At 43.8% G+C, this 19,513-nt stretch carries 20 protein-coding genes; 19 read left to right on the forward strand and 1 reads right to left on the reverse strand.

Going from position 1 to position 19,513, the window contains the following annotated elements; all coding sequences use genetic code 11:
- Positions 1 to 55: 55 nt before the first annotated feature.
- Positions 56 to 1,054, reverse strand: coding sequence for a UDP-glucose 4-epimerase GalE (gene galE / locus RMY27_RS26070; RefSeq protein WP_322667769.1), 999 nt, complete (start codon positions 1,052 to 1,054; stop codon positions 56 to 58).
- 403 nt (positions 1,055 to 1,457) lie between these two features.
- Here galE and RMY27_RS26075 point away from each other — a divergent pair, with 403 nt between their 5' ends.
- The 19 genes from RMY27_RS26075 (at position 1,458) to RMY27_RS26165 (ending at position 19,512) form a co-directional block, all read left to right on the forward strand.
- Positions 1,458 to 2,108 carry a hypothetical protein gene (locus RMY27_RS26075; RefSeq protein WP_322667770.1) on the forward strand — a complete coding sequence of 217 codons (651 nt, stop codon included), beginning with the start codon at positions 1,458 to 1,460 and terminating at the stop codon, positions 2,106 to 2,108.
- A 375-nt stretch (positions 2,109 to 2,483) separates the two neighbouring features.
- Positions 2,484 to 4,235 carry an ABC transporter ATP-binding protein gene (locus RMY27_RS26080; protein ID WP_322667771.1) on the forward strand — a complete coding sequence of 584 codons (1,752 nt, stop codon included), beginning with the start codon at positions 2,484 to 2,486 and terminating at the stop codon, positions 4,233 to 4,235.
- Between the two features lie 106 nt (positions 4,236 to 4,341).
- Positions 4,342 to 4,575 carry a hypothetical protein gene (locus tag RMY27_RS26085; protein ID WP_322667772.1) on the forward strand — a complete coding sequence of 78 codons (234 nt, stop codon included), beginning with the start codon at positions 4,342 to 4,344 and terminating at the stop codon, positions 4,573 to 4,575.
- A gap of 116 nt (positions 4,576 to 4,691) precedes the next feature.
- Positions 4,692 to 5,747, forward strand: coding sequence for a magnesium-protoporphyrin IX monomethyl ester (oxidative) cyclase (gene acsF, locus RMY27_RS26090; RefSeq protein ID WP_322667773.1), 1,056 nt, complete (start codon positions 4,692 to 4,694; stop codon positions 5,745 to 5,747).
- Positions 5,748 to 5,974: 227 nt separating this feature from the next.
- Positions 5,975 to 7,360 carry an eCIS core domain-containing protein gene (locus RMY27_RS26095; protein ID WP_322667774.1) on the forward strand — a complete coding sequence of 462 codons (1,386 nt, stop codon included), beginning with the start codon at positions 5,975 to 5,977 and terminating at the stop codon, positions 7,358 to 7,360.
- Positions 7,361 to 7,728: 368 nt separating this feature from the next.
- A complete protein-coding gene (locus tag RMY27_RS26100) occupies positions 7,729 to 8,676 on the forward strand; it encodes a zinc-binding dehydrogenase (RefSeq protein ID WP_322667775.1) in 948 nt (315 codons plus the stop codon).
- Between the two features lie 15 nt (positions 8,677 to 8,691).
- Complete coding sequence (locus tag RMY27_RS26105) at positions 8,692 to 9,039, forward strand: hypothetical protein (protein ID WP_322667776.1); 348 nt, start codon at positions 8,692 to 8,694, stop codon at positions 9,037 to 9,039.
- 29 nt (positions 9,040 to 9,068) lie between these two features.
- The gene (locus RMY27_RS26110; protein ID WP_322667777.1) at positions 9,069 to 9,869 is read left to right on the forward strand and encodes an SDR family oxidoreductase; all 801 of its coding nucleotides are present in this window, start codon (positions 9,069 to 9,071) and stop codon (positions 9,867 to 9,869) included.
- Positions 9,870 to 9,945: 76 nt separating this feature from the next.
- Positions 9,946 to 10,860 (forward strand): TauD/TfdA family dioxygenase, encoded by a 915-nt coding sequence (locus tag RMY27_RS26115; protein ID WP_322667778.1) that lies wholly within the window; start codon positions 9,946 to 9,948, stop codon positions 10,858 to 10,860.
- A 378-nt stretch (positions 10,861 to 11,238) separates the two neighbouring features.
- The gene (locus RMY27_RS26120; RefSeq protein ID WP_322667779.1) at positions 11,239 to 11,832 is read left to right on the forward strand and encodes a glutathione S-transferase family protein; all 594 of its coding nucleotides are present in this window, start codon (positions 11,239 to 11,241) and stop codon (positions 11,830 to 11,832) included.
- A gap of 68 nt (positions 11,833 to 11,900) precedes the next feature.
- Positions 11,901 to 13,280, forward strand: coding sequence for an LLM class flavin-dependent oxidoreductase (locus RMY27_RS26125; protein WP_322667780.1), 1,380 nt, complete (start codon positions 11,901 to 11,903; stop codon positions 13,278 to 13,280).
- 251 nt (positions 13,281 to 13,531) lie between these two features.
- Positions 13,532 to 14,503, forward strand: coding sequence for a DMT family transporter (locus tag RMY27_RS26130; protein WP_322667781.1), 972 nt, complete (start codon positions 13,532 to 13,534; stop codon positions 14,501 to 14,503).
- A gap of 20 nt (positions 14,504 to 14,523) precedes the next feature.
- Positions 14,524 to 15,237, forward strand: coding sequence for a DJ-1/PfpI family protein (locus tag RMY27_RS26135; protein ID WP_322667782.1), 714 nt, complete (start codon positions 14,524 to 14,526; stop codon positions 15,235 to 15,237).
- A 15-nt stretch (positions 15,238 to 15,252) separates the two neighbouring features.
- Positions 15,253 to 15,600: a TSUP family transporter gene (locus RMY27_RS26140; RefSeq protein WP_322667783.1), complete on the forward strand. Its 348-nt coding sequence runs from the start codon at positions 15,253 to 15,255 to the stop codon at positions 15,598 to 15,600.
- 9 nt (positions 15,601 to 15,609) lie between these two features.
- A complete protein-coding gene (locus tag RMY27_RS26145; RefSeq protein ID WP_322667784.1) occupies positions 15,610 to 16,263 on the forward strand; it encodes an HAD family hydrolase in 654 nt (217 codons plus the stop codon).
- A complete protein-coding gene (locus RMY27_RS26150; RefSeq protein ID WP_322667785.1) occupies positions 16,263 to 17,039 on the forward strand; it encodes a sulfite exporter TauE/SafE family protein in 777 nt (258 codons plus the stop codon). The genes RMY27_RS26145 and RMY27_RS26150 overlap by 1 nt, the downstream gene beginning before the upstream one ends.
- Positions 17,040 to 17,066: 27 nt before the next feature.
- Complete coding sequence (locus RMY27_RS26155) at positions 17,067 to 18,320, forward strand: MFS transporter (RefSeq protein ID WP_322667786.1); 1,254 nt, start codon at positions 17,067 to 17,069, stop codon at positions 18,318 to 18,320.
- 68 nt (positions 18,321 to 18,388) lie between these two features.
- Positions 18,389 to 18,775 carry an oxalurate catabolism protein HpxZ gene (hpxZ, locus tag RMY27_RS26160; protein WP_322667787.1) on the forward strand — a complete coding sequence of 129 codons (387 nt, stop codon included), beginning with the start codon at positions 18,389 to 18,391 and terminating at the stop codon, positions 18,773 to 18,775.
- Positions 18,776 to 18,786: 11 nt separating this feature from the next.
- On the forward strand, positions 18,787 to 19,512 hold the full coding sequence (locus RMY27_RS26165; protein WP_322667788.1) for a hypothetical protein: 726 nt from the start codon (positions 18,787 to 18,789) through the stop codon (positions 19,510 to 19,512).
- Position 19,513: the final 1 nt, after the last annotated feature.

The raw sequence follows: 19,513 nt of genomic DNA on the forward strand, positions 1-19,513 counted from the left end.
CTCTGCCCCTCTGCCCCTCTGCCCCTCTGCCCCTCTGCCCCTCTGCCCCTCTGCCTTACTTATGTCGCTTCTGATGCCACTGCCACGCGTCAGCAACAATATCTTTGATAGATGGATACTGAGGTTGCCAGCCTAAGATTGTTCTGGCTTTATCGCTGGTGCCAATGAGAACTGGGGGATCGCCAGGACGGCGATCGCGTTCTTCTACTGGTATCGAAGTTCCTGTCACCTCTTCGACTGCGGCTATGACTTCTCTGACGGAGAAACCGCTGCCATTGCTCAAATTAAAAACTTCGCTATCGCCACCTTTTAATAAATATTCCAATCCCAAAATATGGGCATCTGCTAAGTCGTTAACGTGAATATAATCGCGAATACACGTACCATCGGGCGTGGGGTAATCAGTGCCGAAAATTGAAATGGATTCTCGCTTGCCTAAAGCTGTCATTAGCACCAAAGGAATTAAATGGGTTTCTGGGTTGTGATCCTCACCCAGTAACCCATCGGGATTAGCACCAGCAGCATTGAAATAGCGAAAACGCACTGATTGCAAACCGTAAGCAACATCAAAATCCGAGAGAATCCTTTCTACCATTAGCTTTGTAGCGCCATAGGGATTAATCGGATTTTGGGGATGGGTTTCTGGAATAGGCACGAATTCTGGTACCCCGTAGGTGGCACAGGTAGAAGAAAAGACAAATTTCTTTACAGATGCTGTCAGCATCGCTTCTAACAGGGTCAAAGTACCAAGGACGTTATTGCGGTAATATTTGGCCGGATCGCTCACCGATTCTCCTACGTAGGCATAAGCAGAAAAATGCATCACCGCGGCAATATCGTGGGTTTTAAATACATGATCGAGCAAGGCGCGATCACTTGTGTCCCCAATTATCAGTTCTACCTGTAAAACCTTTTCTACTAGATCGCGATGTCCATAGACCAGATTATCAAGTATGACAACGCCATAACCCGCTTTCTTCAAAGCAAGCACTGTATGGGAACCAATATATCCAGCTCCCCCTGTTACCAGAATAGTAGGCTTTCCAGGCGACATAGTTTTTCCTTTTGAGTAGATTACTTAATTAATTTAGTTTACCGGTATGAGATTACTCTTCTGGAAAATTATAAATAATAGACGCAGTGTCAAAAAATTGCACTAAAATCACTACGACGGTAGTCATTGGGTGTGAGGTTTGAGAAATTTTAAGTCAAACAGTGCGATTACAATTTGACAATAAAATAAATCCATTTCCCGAAACCTCTAGGTTGAGCCTTACGGGTGACGCTTCTAACGTCGCTACCAGTAAGAATTCGCCAGTTGTTTTATGCAGGGAAATCATGCATGGCAGTCCTTTCTGGGTGCAACCCCGCTCGAAACGGACTGCCTCTCCTAACGGAGACGCTACGCGAACACCACCACACTGGCTCACTGCACCAGCAAATTTGAGAGTTAGTCTATGTTTCTATTGTTAAGCCGGGTACTGCTGTGGCTGCTGATTGGCACTATCGTTTATTCTCTGTTCCAGCGATTTTATCCCTCTGGAACTTTTGTCGGGCGATTAATCTTAGTCGTTATCTTGGTAATCGTAGCCCTATCATTTCTTAACCCCAATGAACCTGCTGTGGCGTCGTTGTGGAGGATGCTATCTTTTCCACTCAAGCCTCTGGGAGCCTCTGTTTTACTAATGATTCTTGCCGCTCAGAAAATCAAAGGAGGTGGAATAGACAAACCAGGAGGATACTTGATCGGTTGGGCACTGACGATTTTGCTGTTAGCAAGTACACCAGCAGTCGCCTATTTCCTTTATAGAGCACCTCTAGCAATAACGGGTGAAACATCTGTTGCAAGTGCTACACCAACATCTGGGACACTGGTGGCATTAGGGCAACCTACCACAGCGAACATCTCAGATGTAACGGGGGATAGCATTCTTTCTTATAATTTGAGAGTGCCTCCCTATTTATTACAAGGAAATCCTCAAGATATTCGCACACGCGGTTTACGACTTGAAGACTTTGTACCAAATTCGGAAACATTGCAATTGACAACAAGAACTTGGGAAAGTTATCTCGTTGAAATTTACAGGTTCTTGCGTGTTCAGCGGTAATCAGGCAACAGAACTTTACTGGGTTCGTAGTAAGCGCTTGAGCCATCAATCAAAGGACTAAAGTCCTTACTACGAACTTATTTCTTCATGAAAGTTGCTGTGGTGGACTACTAGTAGTCTGCCAACCCAAAAATGCTAAGTGAGGACTGGGGAAAGGGGAAAGGGGAAAGGGTAAGGGATTTAAACCCTTTCCCCCTTACCCCTTACCCTTTACCCCGCCAAGTTCACTTGGCGAACTACTAGTATCGAACGGCAATAACTATCCAGTTAAAAGAGGTAACAAAAGCTGAATTTATAACAAGCGATATTCCCTCTGCATAGCTGCCTTCTTGGACTAGCAGTTAATCTAGATGATACAGTTGCACAATTGCTTTAATGGCAAAATCTCGACGAATCGCTAAACTCAGTGCTTACCTACGACCCCATTGGCGGGAAGCCTCCTTGGGCATTCTCGCTTTGTTGTCTGTCAATGCACTGGGTGTTTATATTCCTTGGTTGATTCGTGCTGGTGTTGACAAACTCTCGACAACCTTCAGCTGGAACCAAATACTACATTACGTAGTAGTGATTGTCTTGCTCAGTTCGGCGATGTGGCTAATGCGAATGGCATCACGCATTTGGCTATTTGGGGTGGGACGTCAGGTGGAATTTGACCTGAAACAACGGATTTTTGAACACTTACTAAAGCTGGAGCCTGGTTATTTTGCCAGTAATACTGCTGGCGATTTGATTAGTCGGGCTACTAGTGATGTAGACAATATCAAGCGGTTATTAGGTTTTGCGATCTTGAGTTTGGCAAATACTATGTTTGCCTATGCTCTGACACTGCCAGTAATGCTGGCAATTAGTGTGGATCTCACCCTAGCCGCCCTGGCAGTATACCCTTTTATGCTTTTATTGGTGAGTTTGTTTAGCGATCGCTTACGCAAACAACAAGCAGCAGTCCAAGAGCAACTCTCTGACATCAGCGAACTCATCCAGGAGGATATTAGTGGTATTGCCTTAATTAAAATCTATGCTCAAGAAGCAAACGAGCGTCGAGCTTTTGCCAAGAAAAATCAGCAGTTATTGACTGCTAACCTGGAATTGGCAAAAATCCGCAATACACTGTTTCCGCTAATTGGTGGGCTAGCTAATATCAGTTCGCTGGTAATCATCTGGCTAGGAGCGGCACGGATGTCTGCTGGGACACTTCAGGTTGGCGATTTTTTAGCACTGTTAATTTATGTAGAGCGTCTAGTTTTTCCCACTGCCCTTTTAGGATTTACAATTACTGCCTACCAACGCGGTGAAGTTAGTATCGATAGGCTTGAAGCTATTCTCTCTGTCACACCAAAAATTAAAGATGCAGCCGATGCCATACATCTGCCAGTGGCTGAACTTAAAGGGGAACTGACAGCGAAAAATCTCACCTATAATTACCCTGGTTCCACTACTCCAGCTTTAGCAAATGTTAACTTTACCATCGCTCCTGGAGAAACTGTAGCGATTGTTGGGGCAATTGGTTCGGGTAAATCTACATTGGCCAACGCTTTACCCCGCTTGTTGGATATTGAATCAGGACAATTGTTTTTAGATGGGGTAGATATTACTAAGATCGCTTTGACAGATTTACGAGGTGCGATCGCCTACGTTCCTCAAGATAGCTTTCTATTTAGCACTACAATCAAAAATAATATTCGCTACGGCGATCCAGTTAGCGAACAACAGCAGGTAGAATCTGTCGCTAAACTTGCCCAAATTGAATCAGAAATTCAGAATTTTCCCCAGCAATATGAAACTATTGTTGGCGAACGCGGTATTAATCTTTCTGGCGGTCAGCGGCAACGTACTGCTTTGGCTCGAGCAATGTTGGTCAATGCTCCAGTGTTAATTTTGGATGACGCTCTCTCTAGTGTGGATAATCAAACAGCTACGAAAATCCTCAAAAATCTCTCCAGTGGCACTGAACGTAAAACAGTAATTTTTATTACGCACCAATTATCAGCAGCGGCGGCGGCTGACCGAATTTTTGTCATGGAAAAGGGAAAAATTGTGCAGGTCGGAAATCACATAGAACTTTTAAAACAACAGGGTTTATACAGAACTTTGTGGAGCCAGCATCAAGTTGAGGAATTACTGCGGTGAAAGAAGCAGGTGGCCACTGAGCGTAGTCGTTGGCGCAGCCTCTCGTAGAGAAGTGAGACAGGAGGCAGGTGGTCACTGAGCGTAGTCGAAGTGAGGCAGGAGGCAGGTGGCCACTGAGCGTAGTCGAAGTGAGGCAGGAGGCAGGTGGTCACTGAGCGTAGTCGAAGTGAGGCAGAAAGAAGGAATTATGATTGAGTTAGGGACTGGAGATTGGGAAGATTTGAATGGGGATTCAGGCCCCAACCAATTTATTCCCCAGTACCCAGTAACCAGTTCCAGAGCGACCATTACTCACCTTCAAGCTTGGCTAAAATTGGGGAATCCTGGGCGCACCCGTTGAAAAAAAAATTCAGAAATTCCGACTTTACTGAAGGATTGTAAATAGGTCTAGCAAAATAATTGCATTTGTCATAACTTTATAGTTATAGAACTATTGACTCTATCGCCTCATCACTCATGGTTAACACCCTACCCAAGCCAGAAATTAAAACCCCCAGCAAAGAAACTGTACTCACCCCGCGGTTTTACACTACAGATTTTGAAACCGCAGCCAATCTGGATTTGTCTGCCCAGGAAACGGAGTTGCAGGCGATGTTGACAGAAATGCGGACAGACTACAACCGCCACCATTTTGTTCGCGATGAAGCGTTTGAGCAGTCTTGGGAACACATTGACGGTGAAGCAAGGCAGGCGTTTATAGAGTATTTGGAACGTTCTTGCATTTCTGAGTTTTCCGGCTTCTTGCTATTCAAGGAATTATCCCGCAAGCTGAAAAATCGCAGTCCAATGCTAGCGGAAATCTTTCAAATGATGGCGCGTGATGAAGCCCGCCACGCTGGATTTCTCAACAAAGCAATGGCCGATTTTAAACTCTCCCTTGATTTAGGCACTGTTACCAAAACCCGCACTTATACATTTTTCCCGATTGAATGGGTACTTTACACCGTTTATCTCTCAGAAAAAATCGGCTACTGGCGTTACATTATTATTTTCAGGCATTTTGAAAAGCACCCAGAAAACCAGTTTTACCCCATATTCCGCTACTTTGAGAGTTGGTGTCAGGACGAAAATCGCCACGGAGACATATTCAAAGCATTATTGCGTTCTCAACCCCAACTTTGGAACACCTGGAAATCTAGGCTGTGGAGTCGCTTTTTCTTGCTATCAGTATTTGCTACTCACACCCTGACAGTTCATGAACGTTCCGGGTTCTACAAATCATTGGGACTTGATGCCACAGAATTTGATATCCAAGTTGTCCGCAACACCAATGAAACCGCAGGACGGGCTTTTCCTGTAATGTTGAATACCGAACATCCCAAGTTTTTCCCACGTTTGCAACGCTGTGCAGGTTACAACTTGAAAATTGCAGAGATTGAAGGTAGTTATAACCCGAAATTAGTGAAGCTAATTCGCAAACTACCTTTGATTGCAGCAATTGTTTGGAATCTGCTGTTAATTTACCTCATCAAACCAATTGATACTGAAGCCCTGCGGGGAACGGTTCGTTAGCTATTTATTAGACATCTGCTTGTGAAATTAATTATGTGTTCAGAATAACGCATAATTAATTTCACTATATGTCAATTCTTCAGTATTTAGTAGCTGAATGATGAAAAAACTAGACTAAAGTCTATATATAAATATGTCAATAAGATAGTTAAATTTTTGTATAAAATATACTGGAATGCAATATATAAGAGGTTACTAATTAATCTAGAAAATGTAGGAATTGAGAGATGAGCGACATTAAAAGACAAGCCGCTTTGCCTTTAACCACATGGAAGCAGCCCCATATAGGGACATCAAATTTTACGAATCCATCGCTTGTCTCATCCAATATTCCCACATTGGCCAATCCAACACGCGGTTTTGGTTTACCAACAAATAATAATACTGCGCTCAATGGCGACCTTCAAGAAGCCCCGTCTGCTAATGAGCAATTATTAGAACCAGAAGCTATCAAAGAAAAACCTCTTATTCACGACATTAGTCGCATATCTTTGCGTCGTCCACAGCCGCAACTTATAGGTAGCCAGCCAAAAGACCAGTATGAGCAGTCATCTGACCAGATTATGCTTCTACCTAGACTTAAGTCAAATATAAATATCGGTGCAATAGATTCACATATACTACAACGAGAATGTGCAGATTGTGAGCAAGAAAAAGAGGAAGTAGAAACCGAATTGTCGCTACAACGCGTTAGTGATAACAGCGTTCAGACTCAAGACAATATTGAGAGTCAGTTAAATAATAGTAAGGGTGGAGGAAGCCCTTTATCTCCCGAAGTGCGAGACTTTATGGAACCACGCTTTGGTAGTAAATTCGACGATGTGCGAGTACATACTGACTCCAATGCTACGCAGATGAGTAAGTCGTTGAGAGCGCAAGCCTTTACTCATGGTAGTGATGTTTACTTTAGCGCCGAGAAATCACCTGGTAATAACGAGTTGACAGCCCATGAGTTAACCCATGTGGTACAGCAGACAGGCAAAGTGCAGAAACAAAGCGATACATCTACAGCACCAGCCCCTGTTGAACAGACATCTAGTGGTATGCCGCCCAAAAAAGGGACAACTAAAATTGACAAAAAGAATGCCACAATTACTGCTTCGGGAAAAAATATTACCGAAGCAATTACAAACTTAACATCACAAGGAAAAGGCGAAGCAGGGAGTGTTACTTGTGCCCCCGAAAAAGATGTCAAAACTTACCAAGCAGAAGATAAATCTGATGAAATTGTCTACGAAGCAGATGTCTTAGTAACAGAAACTAAGGCAATGCCCGTCTGGACGGAACTCGACCAACAGTGCGAACCTGTTAAAAAAGAATGGGCAAGGTTTTATAGCGCTCTTGATACACACGAGAATGGGCACATTAGTATTGACGAGAAGGCTTTTAAAGATTTACACAAAAAGCTTCTTGGCAAAACAACCTCAGCATCTGACAAAATTTTTAACGATACTTACGCTCAAGCGAATACTGATAACAACGCCTACGACACCACAACGAAACACGGACTCACTCAAGGTACAGGAGTAACTCCGGTACAGTGCGGCCCAGAAAAAGTTTCTCAAAGTGGAGATGAATCAACTGCAAAGGTAGAGGTTCAAACTCAAAAATAGAGGCGAAAACACCATAACGCAAATCGGTTAATAATTTTCGTGTTTACACTGTTTGGAGTCAAATTGAGAAATTATAAAAAGAACGCCGAACGATACGGAAGCCACTTGGTTTGATTACAGTGCAAGAAGTGTCAACGGCGAATTTATTCACAAGGTGCTTGATTCTTCTGGCTGTGTGTGATAGTTTTCTTTTTACAAACCATAAAATACTGTAAATTTATCAAGATGCCGTTGTTTGCGATTTTCGTTAACCTAGTTGCAAGGATTTGAAGTTAAGAATAAATAGCTAATCTATCGAGATTATTTATTGCAGGTATAAGATTGCGAACCAACGAACTAGAAATTAATCTCTAAGCCAGGGCAACCTTATGAGCAAAATACGTGCTGTGATTGTTGATCCCAATGTGCCGGGGCGTTTGGCACTGAGTGAAGTGACTGCACCAAAGCCTGCCCCAGATGAAGCTCTAGTGCGGGTAGCAGCAATCTCCCTCAATCGGGGAGAGATAAAACGTTCAACCACTGCTGAGGCTGGTTGGCAGCCTGGTTGGGATTTGGCAGGTGTAGTGGAAATCGCCGCCGCCGATGGTTCGGGGCCTCCCCAAGGAGCGCGTGTAGTTGGTTTGCGCCGCGTCGGCGCTTGGGCAGAACTCGTGTCTGTTCCTACTGACGCCTTAGCAGTAGTGCCGTCATCGGTATCTTTTGCTCAAGCCGCCACACTGCCTGTAGCAGGTTTAACTGCATACCATGCGGTGTTAAAAGGTGGTTCACTTTTGGGTCGCTCAGTTCTGGTTACAGGCGCATCAGGAGGCGTTGGTTACTTCGCTATCCAATTGGCGCAACTGTCAGGAGCGCAAGTCGTGGCACATATTCGTCAAGCTGGTTATGAAACTCTAGTTAGAGACGCAGGGGCGCAATCGGTGGTGATTGGCGAAGACTTATCACCCGCCAGCGAGTATGGTCCCTACGATCTAATTGTAGAGTCAGTAGGTGGCAAGACTTTGGGGGTAGCTCTTGGCTTACTGGCACAGGATGGGAAAACTGTGCTGTATGGAGTATCAGGGGGAGCTGAAGTGACATTCAACGCGGCTCAATTTTTTGGGACTGGTAGCGTCAGCCTGTATGGTTTACGTCTGTTCGATGAATTGAGATTTGAATCAGCAGCAGTCGGTCTAAAAAGGCTTTTGAGTCTAGTAGAAGCAGGCCAGTTGCATCCTCACATTGATTTAGAAGCTTCTTGGACACAAATAGCTGATGTGGCCCAACAACTACTCGATAGGCGTTTTCCTGGCAAAGCTGTGTTGCACATTTCAAATTGAGCGATCGCAGATGGGATGAGAGATAGTACTGATTTCTGGTTCAAACTAGATCGGCTTGTAGCCCTTAGTAATCTCAAGATAGATCGCCCAAAAGGGACATCACATCCACGTTATCCATCCTTTGTTTATCCGTTGGACTATGGATACTTGGAAAATACTCACTCTGGAGATGGAGCCGATATTGATGTCTGGATAGGTAGTTTGTCTAATCAAACAGTAACTGCCGTCATTTGTAGTGTTGATCTGGAAAAGCGAGATACAGAAATCAAGATACTTCTAGGTTGTACATCTGAGGAAAGCCGAGTCATATTGGATATCCACAATACAGGCTCTCAATCAGCAATATTATTGGTTCGCAATTAAATTACTTAGATTTTTGAGGGTAAGTTTGTATGAGTTTAGAACTAAAACTATCAGGTAAAAGTGCGATCGTTACAGGAGGAAGTGCGGGCATTGGTTTAGCTACTGCCAAAGCACTTTATAGTGAGGGTGTGAATGTTGCGATCGCAGCCCGCAATCAAGAAAGACTAGAAAATGCAATAGCTGACATCCAGTCTTTACCAACTTCTGGCGCTAAAGTTATTGCCATCAGCGCCGATCTAACTAAAGCAGAGGATGTTGAGAAAGTTGTCTCCACAACATTGTCCCAATTTAATCAGATTGATATTTTGATTAATAATGCAGGTTCAGCCCGTGCTGGGTCTTTCCTAGAATCCACTGATGATTTATTTTTGGATGCTTGGAACTTAAAATTATTGGGCTATATCCGCTTAGTTAGAGCCGTCGTTCCCCATCAAAAAAGTCGCGGTGATGGGCGGATTGTCAATATAGTCGGCGGTGCAGGACGGACACCTCGTCCGAACTTCCTAGCTGGCGGTACAAGTAATGCTGCTTTGCTGAATTTCACAAAGGGCATTTCTAAAGAGCTAGCCGAGTACAACATTCGCATTAACGCTATCTCTCCTGGTGCTACAGCTACAGAGCGTGCCGAGACTTTAGCGCGGCAAAACGCCCAAGCGCAAGGCATCACTGTTGAGCAAGTGAAGGCACAAAATATCCAAAGTATTCCTTTAAAAAGAATCGCCCAGCCAGAAGAAATTGCCGCGCTGGCGCTATTTTTGGTGTCCGATCTTGCTGCATCGATTACAGGAACAGAGATTATCGTTGATGGCGGATCTACCCCTGGTGTTTAGCAGACGCGATTCATCGCGTCTGATGAATCGCGTCTCTACATTTTGTAAAAACATAAACTTCTTGGAGATCAAAAACATGGGTTCTCAATACTTTGATATCAAACCAGTTGCAGGACGTATCGGTGCTGAAATTATTGGTGTTAATCTGAGTTCTAATCTCAGCGATGACATCATCAGCGATATTCGCAAGACTTTAGTCAAATACAAAGTGATATTTTTCCGTGGTCAGCAACAGCTTGATGCTGATGGACAGGTCGCCTTTGCTCGTCGTTTTGGTGAAGTCACTACAGCCCACCCAACTGTACCATCGCTGCCAGAAAACCCAGAAGTCTTAGACCTGAATTATGGTCGTACCACTTCCCGCGCCAATAGCTGGCATACCGATGTGACATTTGTAGACCGTCCACCTCTCGGTTCTATCTTACGAGCGCTTGATATTCCCCCAACTGGTGGCGATACAATCTGGGCAAACTCGGTGACTGCATACCAAGATTTACCTATTCATCTGCGTAATCTCGCAGACCAACTTTGGGCAGTACATAGCAACAAATACGACTATGCAACTGCATTTGACTTACCTGAAGATGCCAAGGCTTACCGGGCTGTCTTCACCTCGACTGTGTACGAGACTCTGCACCCAGTTGTACGCGTCCATCCCGAATCTGGAGAGCGTGGGCTATTCATCGGCGGATTTGTGCGCCAGTTCCGTGGCTTATCAACAACTGAATCAGATGATATTCTCCGGCTGTTGCAAGCGTATGTAACACGTCCTGAAAACACAGTCCGGTGGCGTTGGCAAGTTGGTGATGTTGCTTTTTGGGATAATCGGGCTACTCAACATTATGCGATCGCAGATTACGGCGACCAGCCCCGCCACGTTCAACGAGTGACAATTGTCGGCGATCTCCCAGTTGGCATCGATGGTAAACAAAGTGAGGCTATCAAAGGAGATGCTTCTGAGTACAACCGTCGTCAGGCGGTGACTGCGTAGTACTTGGGCATCCCTTCGGCTTCGCTCAGGGCAAGTGGGCATTGGGCATGGGGAATAACAGAGAGATCAGTCTTTGATACTTGTGAACGAGTGTTTAATATTCGTGAATGAGGCTTTGAGCTTCATTAATGAGTCTTTGAACTCCATTAATGAGGCTTTGAACTCCATTAATGAGTCTTTGAGCTTCATTAATGAGCCTTTGATACTCGTTAATGAGTCTTTGAGCTTCATTAATGAGTCTTTGAGCTTCATTAATGAGGCTTTGAGCTTCATTAATGAGTCTTTGAACTTCATTAATGAGGCTTTGAGCTTCATTTCCCTGTCCCCTGCCCTTTACTGGCTTAACCTTCTGCTGACTAATGACGATCGCGCTTTTTTATGAAACTCTTCTATACACCTAACTCACCTTATGCACGCATTGCACGGGTAGCAATAATAGAATTGAATCTGTGCGATCGCATCGAAACGCAAAAAGTCATTGCACGAGATCCGAACAGCGACCTACTGAATTACAACCCTACAGGTAAAGTACCAACCCTAGCGACTGACGACGGATTTATCTTGAGTGAAACACGTATAATTTGCGTCTATCTGAATCACTTAAATCCTGAAATTAAACTAGTTGCTAACATTTCTAATGGCTTTTTACAGCAACTTGAAGGTATGACTGGTGGGTTCATAGATGGCATTGCTGTCTGGGTACGGGAGTTAAGGCGTCCCCACAGCGAACAGTCTCCTGGGGCGATCGAGTTTGAGCGTGAGCGAGCGTTGAGAATTTTGGGCTACTTCGAGAAGATATCAGATAAACTCGACCAAACTCCAAAACTTGCTCATATAACCCTCGCCTCTGCACTTGGACTAGAAATCCGCCTTCCCGATCTGCAATGGCGGCAAAAATATCCAAAACTTGCCCATTGGTACGATGAATTCTCTAAACTACCCTCCATCCAAGCAACAAGACCAGAGTCTTAATAACTAACATTTTCTTGTTCCAAACTGGAGAACGAAAAAAGCATAAGTACGCCCTCGCAAATAAAAATATGAGTACAAAAAAACAACTTAAACTTGGAGCATTTTTACCCGGTAGTGGCCATCACGTTGCAGCATGGCGGCATCCCAACACTCCGGCTGATGGAGGTTTGAACTTCCAACATTACAAGCGGTTGGCACAAACGGCTGAACGGGGTAAATTTGATATGCTTTTCCTCGCAGATGGTTTAGCCGTCTGGGATAGAGGGCAAGGGACTGAGGCTTTTAGCCGTTCGGGACAATTCAGTGTCCACTTTGAACCTTTAACCTTATTATCGGCTCTGTCTGCGGTGACAGAAAATATCGGGTTGGTGGCGACATCATCAACGACTTATGATGAGCCTTATCATCTCGCCCGCAAGTTTGCATCACTAGATTATCTCAGCGGTGGTCGTGCCGGATGGAATCTCGTAACCTCCTCTGCTGAAGCCGCAGCGCAGAATTTCAGCCAAGAAAACCACCTAGAACACTCGCTACGCTATGAACGGGCGAAAGAATTTGTGGATGTTGTCACCAAACTTTGGGACAGTTGGGAAGACGATGCTTTTCTCCACGATAAGGAGTCAGGTATTTACTTTGATGCAGAAAAGTTGCATGTTCCCCACCACAAGGGCAAATATTTCTCAGTGCGCGGCCCGCTCAATGTGGCGCGTCCACCGCAGGGATATCCAGTAATCGTACAAGCTGGATCTTCTGAGGCTGGACAGGATTTAGCTGCCCAAACAGCAGAGGCGATTTTCACTGCACAACAGACATTGGCAGAAGCTCAAGCCTTCTACGCTAGCGTTAAGGGGAGATTGGCTAAATACGGACGTTCCCCTGACCATCTCAAAATTATGCCAGGTGTATTCCCCGTAATTGGTAAAACTGAGCAGGAAGCTAAGGATAAATATGAGCAACTTCAGGAGTTGATTCATCCCTTGGTTGGATTAGGGCTACTTTCTGGGCTAGTGGGTGGTCATGATTTGTCTAAGTATCCCCTAGATGGGCCGTTGCCGGATCTGCCTGATACCAACGGTGGCAAAAGCCGCTTGCAGTTGATCACCGATCTTGCCCGCAGAGAGAATTTAACAATCCGGCAACTGTATTTGTGGATTGCAGGAGCGCGGGGACATCGAACGATTCTCGGAACACCAGAACACATTGCCGATCAGTTAGAAGATTGGTTCGTCAATGGTGGGGCTGATGGATTTAACATCATGCCGCCCTGGCTACCTGGGGGTTTAGAGGAATTCGTGGACTTGGTAATTCCCGAATTGCAACGCCGAGGAATATTTCGTACTGAGTATGAAGGTAGTACTTTGCGTGAAAATCTTGGTTTGCCCCGTCCGGTGAACCAGTTCACCACAAAGACTGCTCCTGAACCTGTGGGCGTCGGTTCCTTGGCATAGTTTTGATTAGACATCTTGCAAAAGTAACTTTTGCCTTGATGTTGGGGTGCATGTTAAAGGTTAAAGGGTAAGGGAAAATTCCATACCTTTACCCTTTACCCCTTACCCTTTTCCCCACAATATCAAGAAGTCTATTGAACAACTGGCAGCGTTTTTGAAGCGACGGCTTTGATTTCCTCAAACTTCATCTGGTTTGTTATTCCAGTGGTTTTAACAATACAATCAAGTCGTCTCTAAGGAAACTTTTTATTGTGTTGGGCATCTTAACGGTTCTACTATCCTCCTTTGTTTTGACGTTTCACAACGTTACTGTCCGAGTTTTGTTTTCAGAACATCTCGTACTAGGTTTATTTTTACTCGGTGGATACGTTAAACCGGATTTGCAGAATTCCTTCTTGCTGATGTTCATGCGAATGCTGCTAGTAGTTCCACTCATGGCATCTCTATCATTCAAGCTATATCCATCTGCTTGGACAGAACTCCGATACTTGTTTACCCGCAACGGTAAGGATGTTTTAATCCAAGCTCTTGGCTGTGGGGTGCTGATGTTTGTGTATATCGCCTCACTCTACATTGCTATTGGCTTGATTCCCACAGGTATTGCCTTAACCCTTTTCTTCACCTATCCCGTATTTACAGCGCTGCTATCTTGGAGGTTTTTTGGCGATCGCCCCACATTGTTCCGTTGGCTAGTAATGGCTATTATTCTGGTGGGAAGCGCTCTCACCATTCCCCAATCTTCTGCCACCTACAGTAGTCATACCATTGCGATCGGCATTTTCGCTAGTTTTGGCGCTGGGATCGTTTACGCCTTTTATTGCATAATTGCTCAAAAATGTTTAGAAAAATTCCATCCAATTCCCTTTACCTGGATCAGTTTTGCCTGTACTTTACTGCTCTCTGGTATTAGCTTAGTGTTCTGGCCAGCTAAAAGCGGACAACTTGACTGGACACCTTTATGGATTGGTAGCATATTTTCGGGTCTTGTCAGCTTTCTCGGACACACTTTAAACAATGTGGGAATTCGGATGGTTGGCGCATCTACCGCCTCCATAATCGGCTCTAGCAGTCCAGCATTGACAGCGTTAGTGGCATGGATAACCATTAACGAAACTTTAAACTTGATTCAGAGTATAGGGATTGGTGTTGTCACATTAGGGATTGCTTTGCTAAGTGGAGAAAGCTTTATTCAAGCATCTATTCTTACCAGAAACCCAAAATAAATCATTATGAATTACTAAAAATGACTACTATAGAACAAACCTCTTCTCTATCTATCGGGATTGTACTATTCCCAAATCTGACGCAGTTAGATTTTACTGGGCCCTACGAGGTTTTTAGCAAACTACCAGACACACAATTATATCTGCTAGCGGAGACTTTAGAACCGATTCAAAGCGATCGCGGACTCACTTTTTTACCTGACACGACATTTACTGAGTCGCCAGCTTTAGACGTGTTATTTGTGCCGGGAGGGCCTGGTATTGATGCCAAGCTGGAAGATAGCAAATTTCTCGATTTTCTGAAAACTCAGGGAGAACAAGCACGCTACGTGACAGCTGTTTGCACGGGTTCTCTACTACTGGCGGCGGCTGGTTTACTCCAAGGGTATCGTGCCACTACTCACTGGGTATACTTAGATTTGCTGGAATTATTGGGCGTTGAGGTAGTAAAACAAAGGGTTGTAATTGATCGCAATCGGATTACAGGTGGGGGTGTGACAGCAGGAATTGACTTTGGACTAGTCATAGCTGCGGAATTATTCACAGAAGCGATCGCCCAATCGATTCAATTAGGAATAGAATACAATCCTCAACCGCCTTTTCAAAGTGGTTCACCCGAAACTGCACCAGAAGTAATCATCAACAGAGTCAAAGCTGCTAGCAAAAATCGTCGAGATAACCGTCTACAAATCATCCAAAAGATAATTGCTCAATCACCAACTTCTGTATCATAAAAATCTCAATTTTGTATGAATTTAATCCAGGCTTGTTTTCTATTTTTCAGTGCTTGGCTCAGTGGGGTATTAAATTCAGTTGCAGGAAAAGGTGGATTGATTATTTTTCCAGCACTTTTACTAACTGGTCTACCAGCTATCAATGCCAATGCAACAAGTACGCTAGCGTCATCTACTGGATACATTGCCAGCGTGGCTGCCTATCATGACAAGTTGCCGGCACAACAACTCTCATGGCTCCTTGGTGGTGTTAGCGTGATTGGTGGACTGTTAGGTGCAGTGTTACTGCTACTTCTTACTTTTTTATCCGCAGATAAGCAAAAGCTGATGAAACTACATATCAATCACTTAGGTCTAATTTGATATTAATATATGCTTTGTGACGCTGTCCTTTTTGATTTAGACGGGACTTTGACAGATCCTAAACCTGGCATCACTGGTTGCATTCAGTATGCGCTATCTGAACTCGGTTACAAACCACCGGATGCTGATGAATTACATTGGTGTATTGGCCCACCACTGAAAGATAGCTTTTCGCAATTACTTAATACCTTGGATAGCAAAGTAATTGAACAAGCTATTTTACTTTATCGTCGTCGCTTTGCCACAATTGGATTATTTGAAAACTCCCTTTATCCTCAAATTTCAGAAGTCCTGAAAGCCATTCGTTTTGCTGGTTATAAAACTTTTGTTGCTACTTCTAAACCATATATTTATGCTACGCAAATTATTGAACATTTTGGATTAACATTGCTTTTTGATGGTGTTTATGGTAGCGAACTTGATGGAACGCGGAGCATAAAAGGTGACTTAATTCACCATATTTTATTAACAGAAAAACTTTTACCCTCTAGTGTGGTGATGGTAGGCGATCGCTCACATGACATTATTGGAGCCAAGCACAATCAGATCGCTTCAATTGGTGTTACCTATGGCTATGGAACTGAGGAGGAATTAAAAGCTCATGGTGCTGACTTGATTGCCCATTCTCCAAGTGATATTCCCAAATTAATAATTTGTAAATAATGCCACCATCTTTAACACTTTTCCATAGCTTACTTCTGTTTAGTACCGCTTTCATTGCAGGCGGCTTAAATGCTGTAGCGGGTGGTGGAAGTTTTATCACCTTTCCAACTCTCATATTTACTGGTGTACCCCCGATCGCAGCTAATGCCACCAATAATACTGCAATTTGGGTAGCTTCCCTAGCCAGTGCTGGAGCATACCGTCAAGATTTGGGCATCGAGCGGCGAGATTTTTTACTTTTATGTGGCGTCAGTTTATTTGGTGGCATGATTGGCTCCATAGCTTTGTTGTATACATCGCCAGATGTCTTTAAAAAGCTGATTCCCTATCTATTGCTGCTAGCAACAGTTGTGTTTACCTTTGGTGAACCGTTCAAAAAGTGGTTGCAGCGTCGAAACCAGAACACCTCACCGGAATCTGTACCGTTGTTTAATTTGGTATTGGCTCAACTAGCGATCGCCATCTATGGCGGTTTCTTCGGCGCAGGTATAGGGATTTTAATGCTGGCAGCTCTAACATTTTTAGGCATCAAAAGTATTCACAAAATGAATGCTTTCAAGACATTTTTAGGGAGTTGTATCAATGGTATTGCGATCGTTCCATTTCTTTTTGCAGGTGTGATTGCTTGGCATCAAGCTATTTTGATGGCAGTCGGTGGCTCTCTTGGTGGTTACTTAAGTGCCCATTATGCTCGTCAACTTGAACCCCACTTAATTCGGAAATTTGTCATGATTGTTGCCTTCAGCATGACTGCTTACTTTTTTATTCACGGTTAAGAACTGGGAACAACTCAGGAGTGATGTATGGAAGCATCAAAAAAATCACAAGTCATGCTCCGTGCTTTTAGTTCCAGAAATTTTCGCCTGTACTACACAGGTCAGGCAATTTCTCTGATTGGTACGTCAATGACTCAAGTGGCTACTAGTTGGTTAGTATATCGCCTCACCGATTCCGCTTGGTTACTAGGTCTAGTGGGCTTTGCCAGCCAAATTCCCACACTTATGTTGATTCCTCTGGGTGGAATCATTGCCGATCGCTGGAATCGTCATCAAATTCTACTAGTTGCCCAGATTTTGGGAATGCTTCAGTCTTTAGCTCTAACGTGGCTAGCTCTAAGTGGTACGATTAATATTGAGTACATTGCAATTCTTGGTGTACTGCAAGGGGTTATTAACGCTTTCGATATTCCGACTCGGCAGGCATTTCTTCCCGAAACAGTTGGTAAGGAAAATCTTGGTAATGCTTTTGCTTTGTACTCTTCCCTAGTGAGTGTGACGAGTATGTTGGGGCCTGCGATCGCAGGTTTATTAATTGTGGCGCTGGGATCGGGGCTATGTTTCCTGATTGATAGCATTAGTTACATCGCTGTAATTATTGCCCTCCTAGCAATACGGTTGACATCCAGAAAAGCCGTCATTCCCAAACGCAAACCTTTAGAAGAATTAAAAACTAGTTTTAAATATGCCTTTGGGTTTTTGCCAATTCGCTCAGTCTTAATTGGTTCGGCTTTAGTTTGCTGCGTGTGGGGATTTTATTTAGCTTTGGGGCCGATTTTTGCCAAGGAGATTTTGCAAGGTGGCCCTAACACCTTCGGCTTCTTGATGACAGCTTCCAGTTTGGGAACCTTAGCAGGTGGTATCTATTTAACGAAGCATAGCAATGTACTAGAGTCGGGTAAAGTTCTAGCATTGGGTATAGGTTTTATGGGAGTAAGCTTAATTGTCTTTGCCCTATCCCATGTGTTCTGGCTTTCACTGCTTTCATTATTAGCAGCTGGTTTCGGCTTTATTTTGCAAATAATTGCCGGACGCACTTTGCTTCAGTTGTTGGTAAGTGATGAAAATCGCGGACAAATTACCGGTCTTTACGTTATGGCATCTACAGGCGCAGTACCTATAGGTAACTTAATAGCTGGCGCACTAGCAAGCAAAATTGGTAGTAGCAATACTGTCATTTTTGGTGCAAGTATTTGTATTGCAGGCTCAATCTTCTTTATGCAACAAATCTCCACCTTCCGCGATCTGGTTCGTTTAAATATACGTACTGAAGGAGCTTAAAAGAAAAATAGCTCTGACGATTTAAAAGAGTGCATAATCAGCCATAACATCAAAAATTGGTAACAACAATGACTACTATAAATGACCCTACTGTTGTAGCTGAAGTAACCGATTTGTACCTCAAATATGAAGAAGCCCTTTCTAATAACAATTTGGAGGTGATGGATAGCTTGTTTTGGGATGCGGTTGAAGTCGTGCGCTTTGGAATCACAGAAAACCTCTATGGTAGCGATGAGATTCGTAACTTTCGCCAGAATCGGCCAAGCCCAAAAATAGAACGAGAAATCTCGAATCTCAAGGTTGTCACCTTTGGGAAAGATGCCGCAACAGTGACATTAGAATTTCGCCGGATTATCAATGGTGTAGAGCGTTTCGGGCGACAAAGCCAGACTTGGTACAGGTTTACCGAAGGCTGGAAGGTAGTTTCAGCCCATGTTTCATTATTGCCAGTGTGAATTTTAAAACTATGACTAGCATTACCGAAATTGCCCCAGATATCTATCGCATCTCAACCTATGACCCAAAAATAGATATGCAATTCATCCAGTTTTTAGTGAAGGATGAAGAACCATTATTATTTCATACGGGTCTAAAGGGGATGTTTCCACTAGTACATGATGCAGTGGCAAAGATTATTGACCCATCACAAATTCGCTGGATTAGCTTTAGCCATTTTGAAGCTGATGAATGTGGATCGCTAAATGAATGGCTGTCCATTGCGCCAAATGCTCAGACAGTTTGTAGCCCCATAGCAGCCTTTGTGAGTGTAGATGATTTTGCAATTCGTCCATCCAAAATTATGCAACACGCTGAAGTTTTAAACACTGGTAAATATAGTTTTCAGTTTCACCATACACCACAAGTTCCTCACGGATGGGATGCAGGATTATTCTTGGAAACTAGTCATAAAACCTTGTTTTGCTCAGACCTTTTCCACCAGTTTGGAGATGTGGAAGCAATAACTGAGTCTGATGTGATTGAACGATTCCGTAAAACAATTGTCAATTATGAAGCCAGTCCTTTTCCCAATTACATACCATATACAACACATAGCGATCGCATTCTCCAGGAATTAGCAGCTCTCAAGCCGCGTACACTGGCGACAATGCATGGTTCAACGTTTGTGGGAGATGGTGAACGTGCATTGCAAGATTTAGCAGTTGTGTTGCGAGAAGTTTTGGTGAAGGAGTAGG

The sequence above is a fragment of the Nostoc sp. DedQUE09 genome (genome assembly GCF_034530915.1).
Lineage (GTDB): Bacteria > Cyanobacteriota > Cyanobacteriia > Cyanobacteriales > Nostocaceae > Nostoc.

Excerpts from the sequence above, each read along its gene's own strand:
- galE (WP_322667769.1), bottom strand. The coding sequence starts at position 1,054 with ATGTCGCCTGGAAAGCCTACTATTCTGGTAACAGGGGGAGCTGGATAT.
- RMY27_RS26075 (WP_322667770.1), top strand. The coding sequence starts at position 1,458 with ATGTTTCTATTGTTAAGCCGGGTACTGCTGTGGCTGCTGATTGGCACT.
- RMY27_RS26080 (WP_322667771.1), top strand. The coding sequence starts at position 2,484 with ATGGCAAAATCTCGACGAATCGCTAAACTCAGTGCTTACCTACGACCC.
- acsF (WP_322667773.1), top strand. The coding sequence starts at position 4,692 with ATGGTTAACACCCTACCCAAGCCAGAAATTAAAACCCCCAGCAAAGAA.
- RMY27_RS26095 (WP_322667774.1), top strand. The coding sequence starts at position 5,975 with ATGAGCGACATTAAAAGACAAGCCGCTTTGCCTTTAACCACATGGAAG.
- RMY27_RS26100 (WP_322667775.1), top strand. The coding sequence starts at position 7,729 with ATGAGCAAAATACGTGCTGTGATTGTTGATCCCAATGTGCCGGGGCGT.
- RMY27_RS26105 (WP_322667776.1), top strand. The coding sequence starts at position 8,692 with ATGAGAGATAGTACTGATTTCTGGTTCAAACTAGATCGGCTTGTAGCC.
- RMY27_RS26110 (WP_322667777.1), top strand. The coding sequence starts at position 9,069 with ATGAGTTTAGAACTAAAACTATCAGGTAAAAGTGCGATCGTTACAGGA.
- RMY27_RS26115 (WP_322667778.1), top strand. The coding sequence starts at position 9,946 with ATGGGTTCTCAATACTTTGATATCAAACCAGTTGCAGGACGTATCGGT.
- RMY27_RS26120 (WP_322667779.1), top strand. The coding sequence starts at position 11,239 with ATGAAACTCTTCTATACACCTAACTCACCTTATGCACGCATTGCACGG.
- RMY27_RS26125 (WP_322667780.1), top strand. The coding sequence starts at position 11,901 with ATGAGTACAAAAAAACAACTTAAACTTGGAGCATTTTTACCCGGTAGT.
- RMY27_RS26135 (WP_322667782.1), top strand. The coding sequence starts at position 14,524 with ATGACTACTATAGAACAAACCTCTTCTCTATCTATCGGGATTGTACTA.
- RMY27_RS26140 (WP_322667783.1), top strand. The coding sequence starts at position 15,253 with ATGAATTTAATCCAGGCTTGTTTTCTATTTTTCAGTGCTTGGCTCAGT.
- RMY27_RS26145 (WP_322667784.1), top strand. The coding sequence starts at position 15,610 with ATGCTTTGTGACGCTGTCCTTTTTGATTTAGACGGGACTTTGACAGAT.
- RMY27_RS26150 (WP_322667785.1), top strand. The coding sequence starts at position 16,263 with ATGCCACCATCTTTAACACTTTTCCATAGCTTACTTCTGTTTAGTACC.
- RMY27_RS26155 (WP_322667786.1), top strand. The coding sequence starts at position 17,067 with ATGGAAGCATCAAAAAAATCACAAGTCATGCTCCGTGCTTTTAGTTCC.
- hpxZ (WP_322667787.1), top strand. The coding sequence starts at position 18,389 with ATGACTACTATAAATGACCCTACTGTTGTAGCTGAAGTAACCGATTTG.
- RMY27_RS26165 (WP_322667788.1), top strand. The coding sequence starts at position 18,787 with ATGACTAGCATTACCGAAATTGCCCCAGATATCTATCGCATCTCAACC.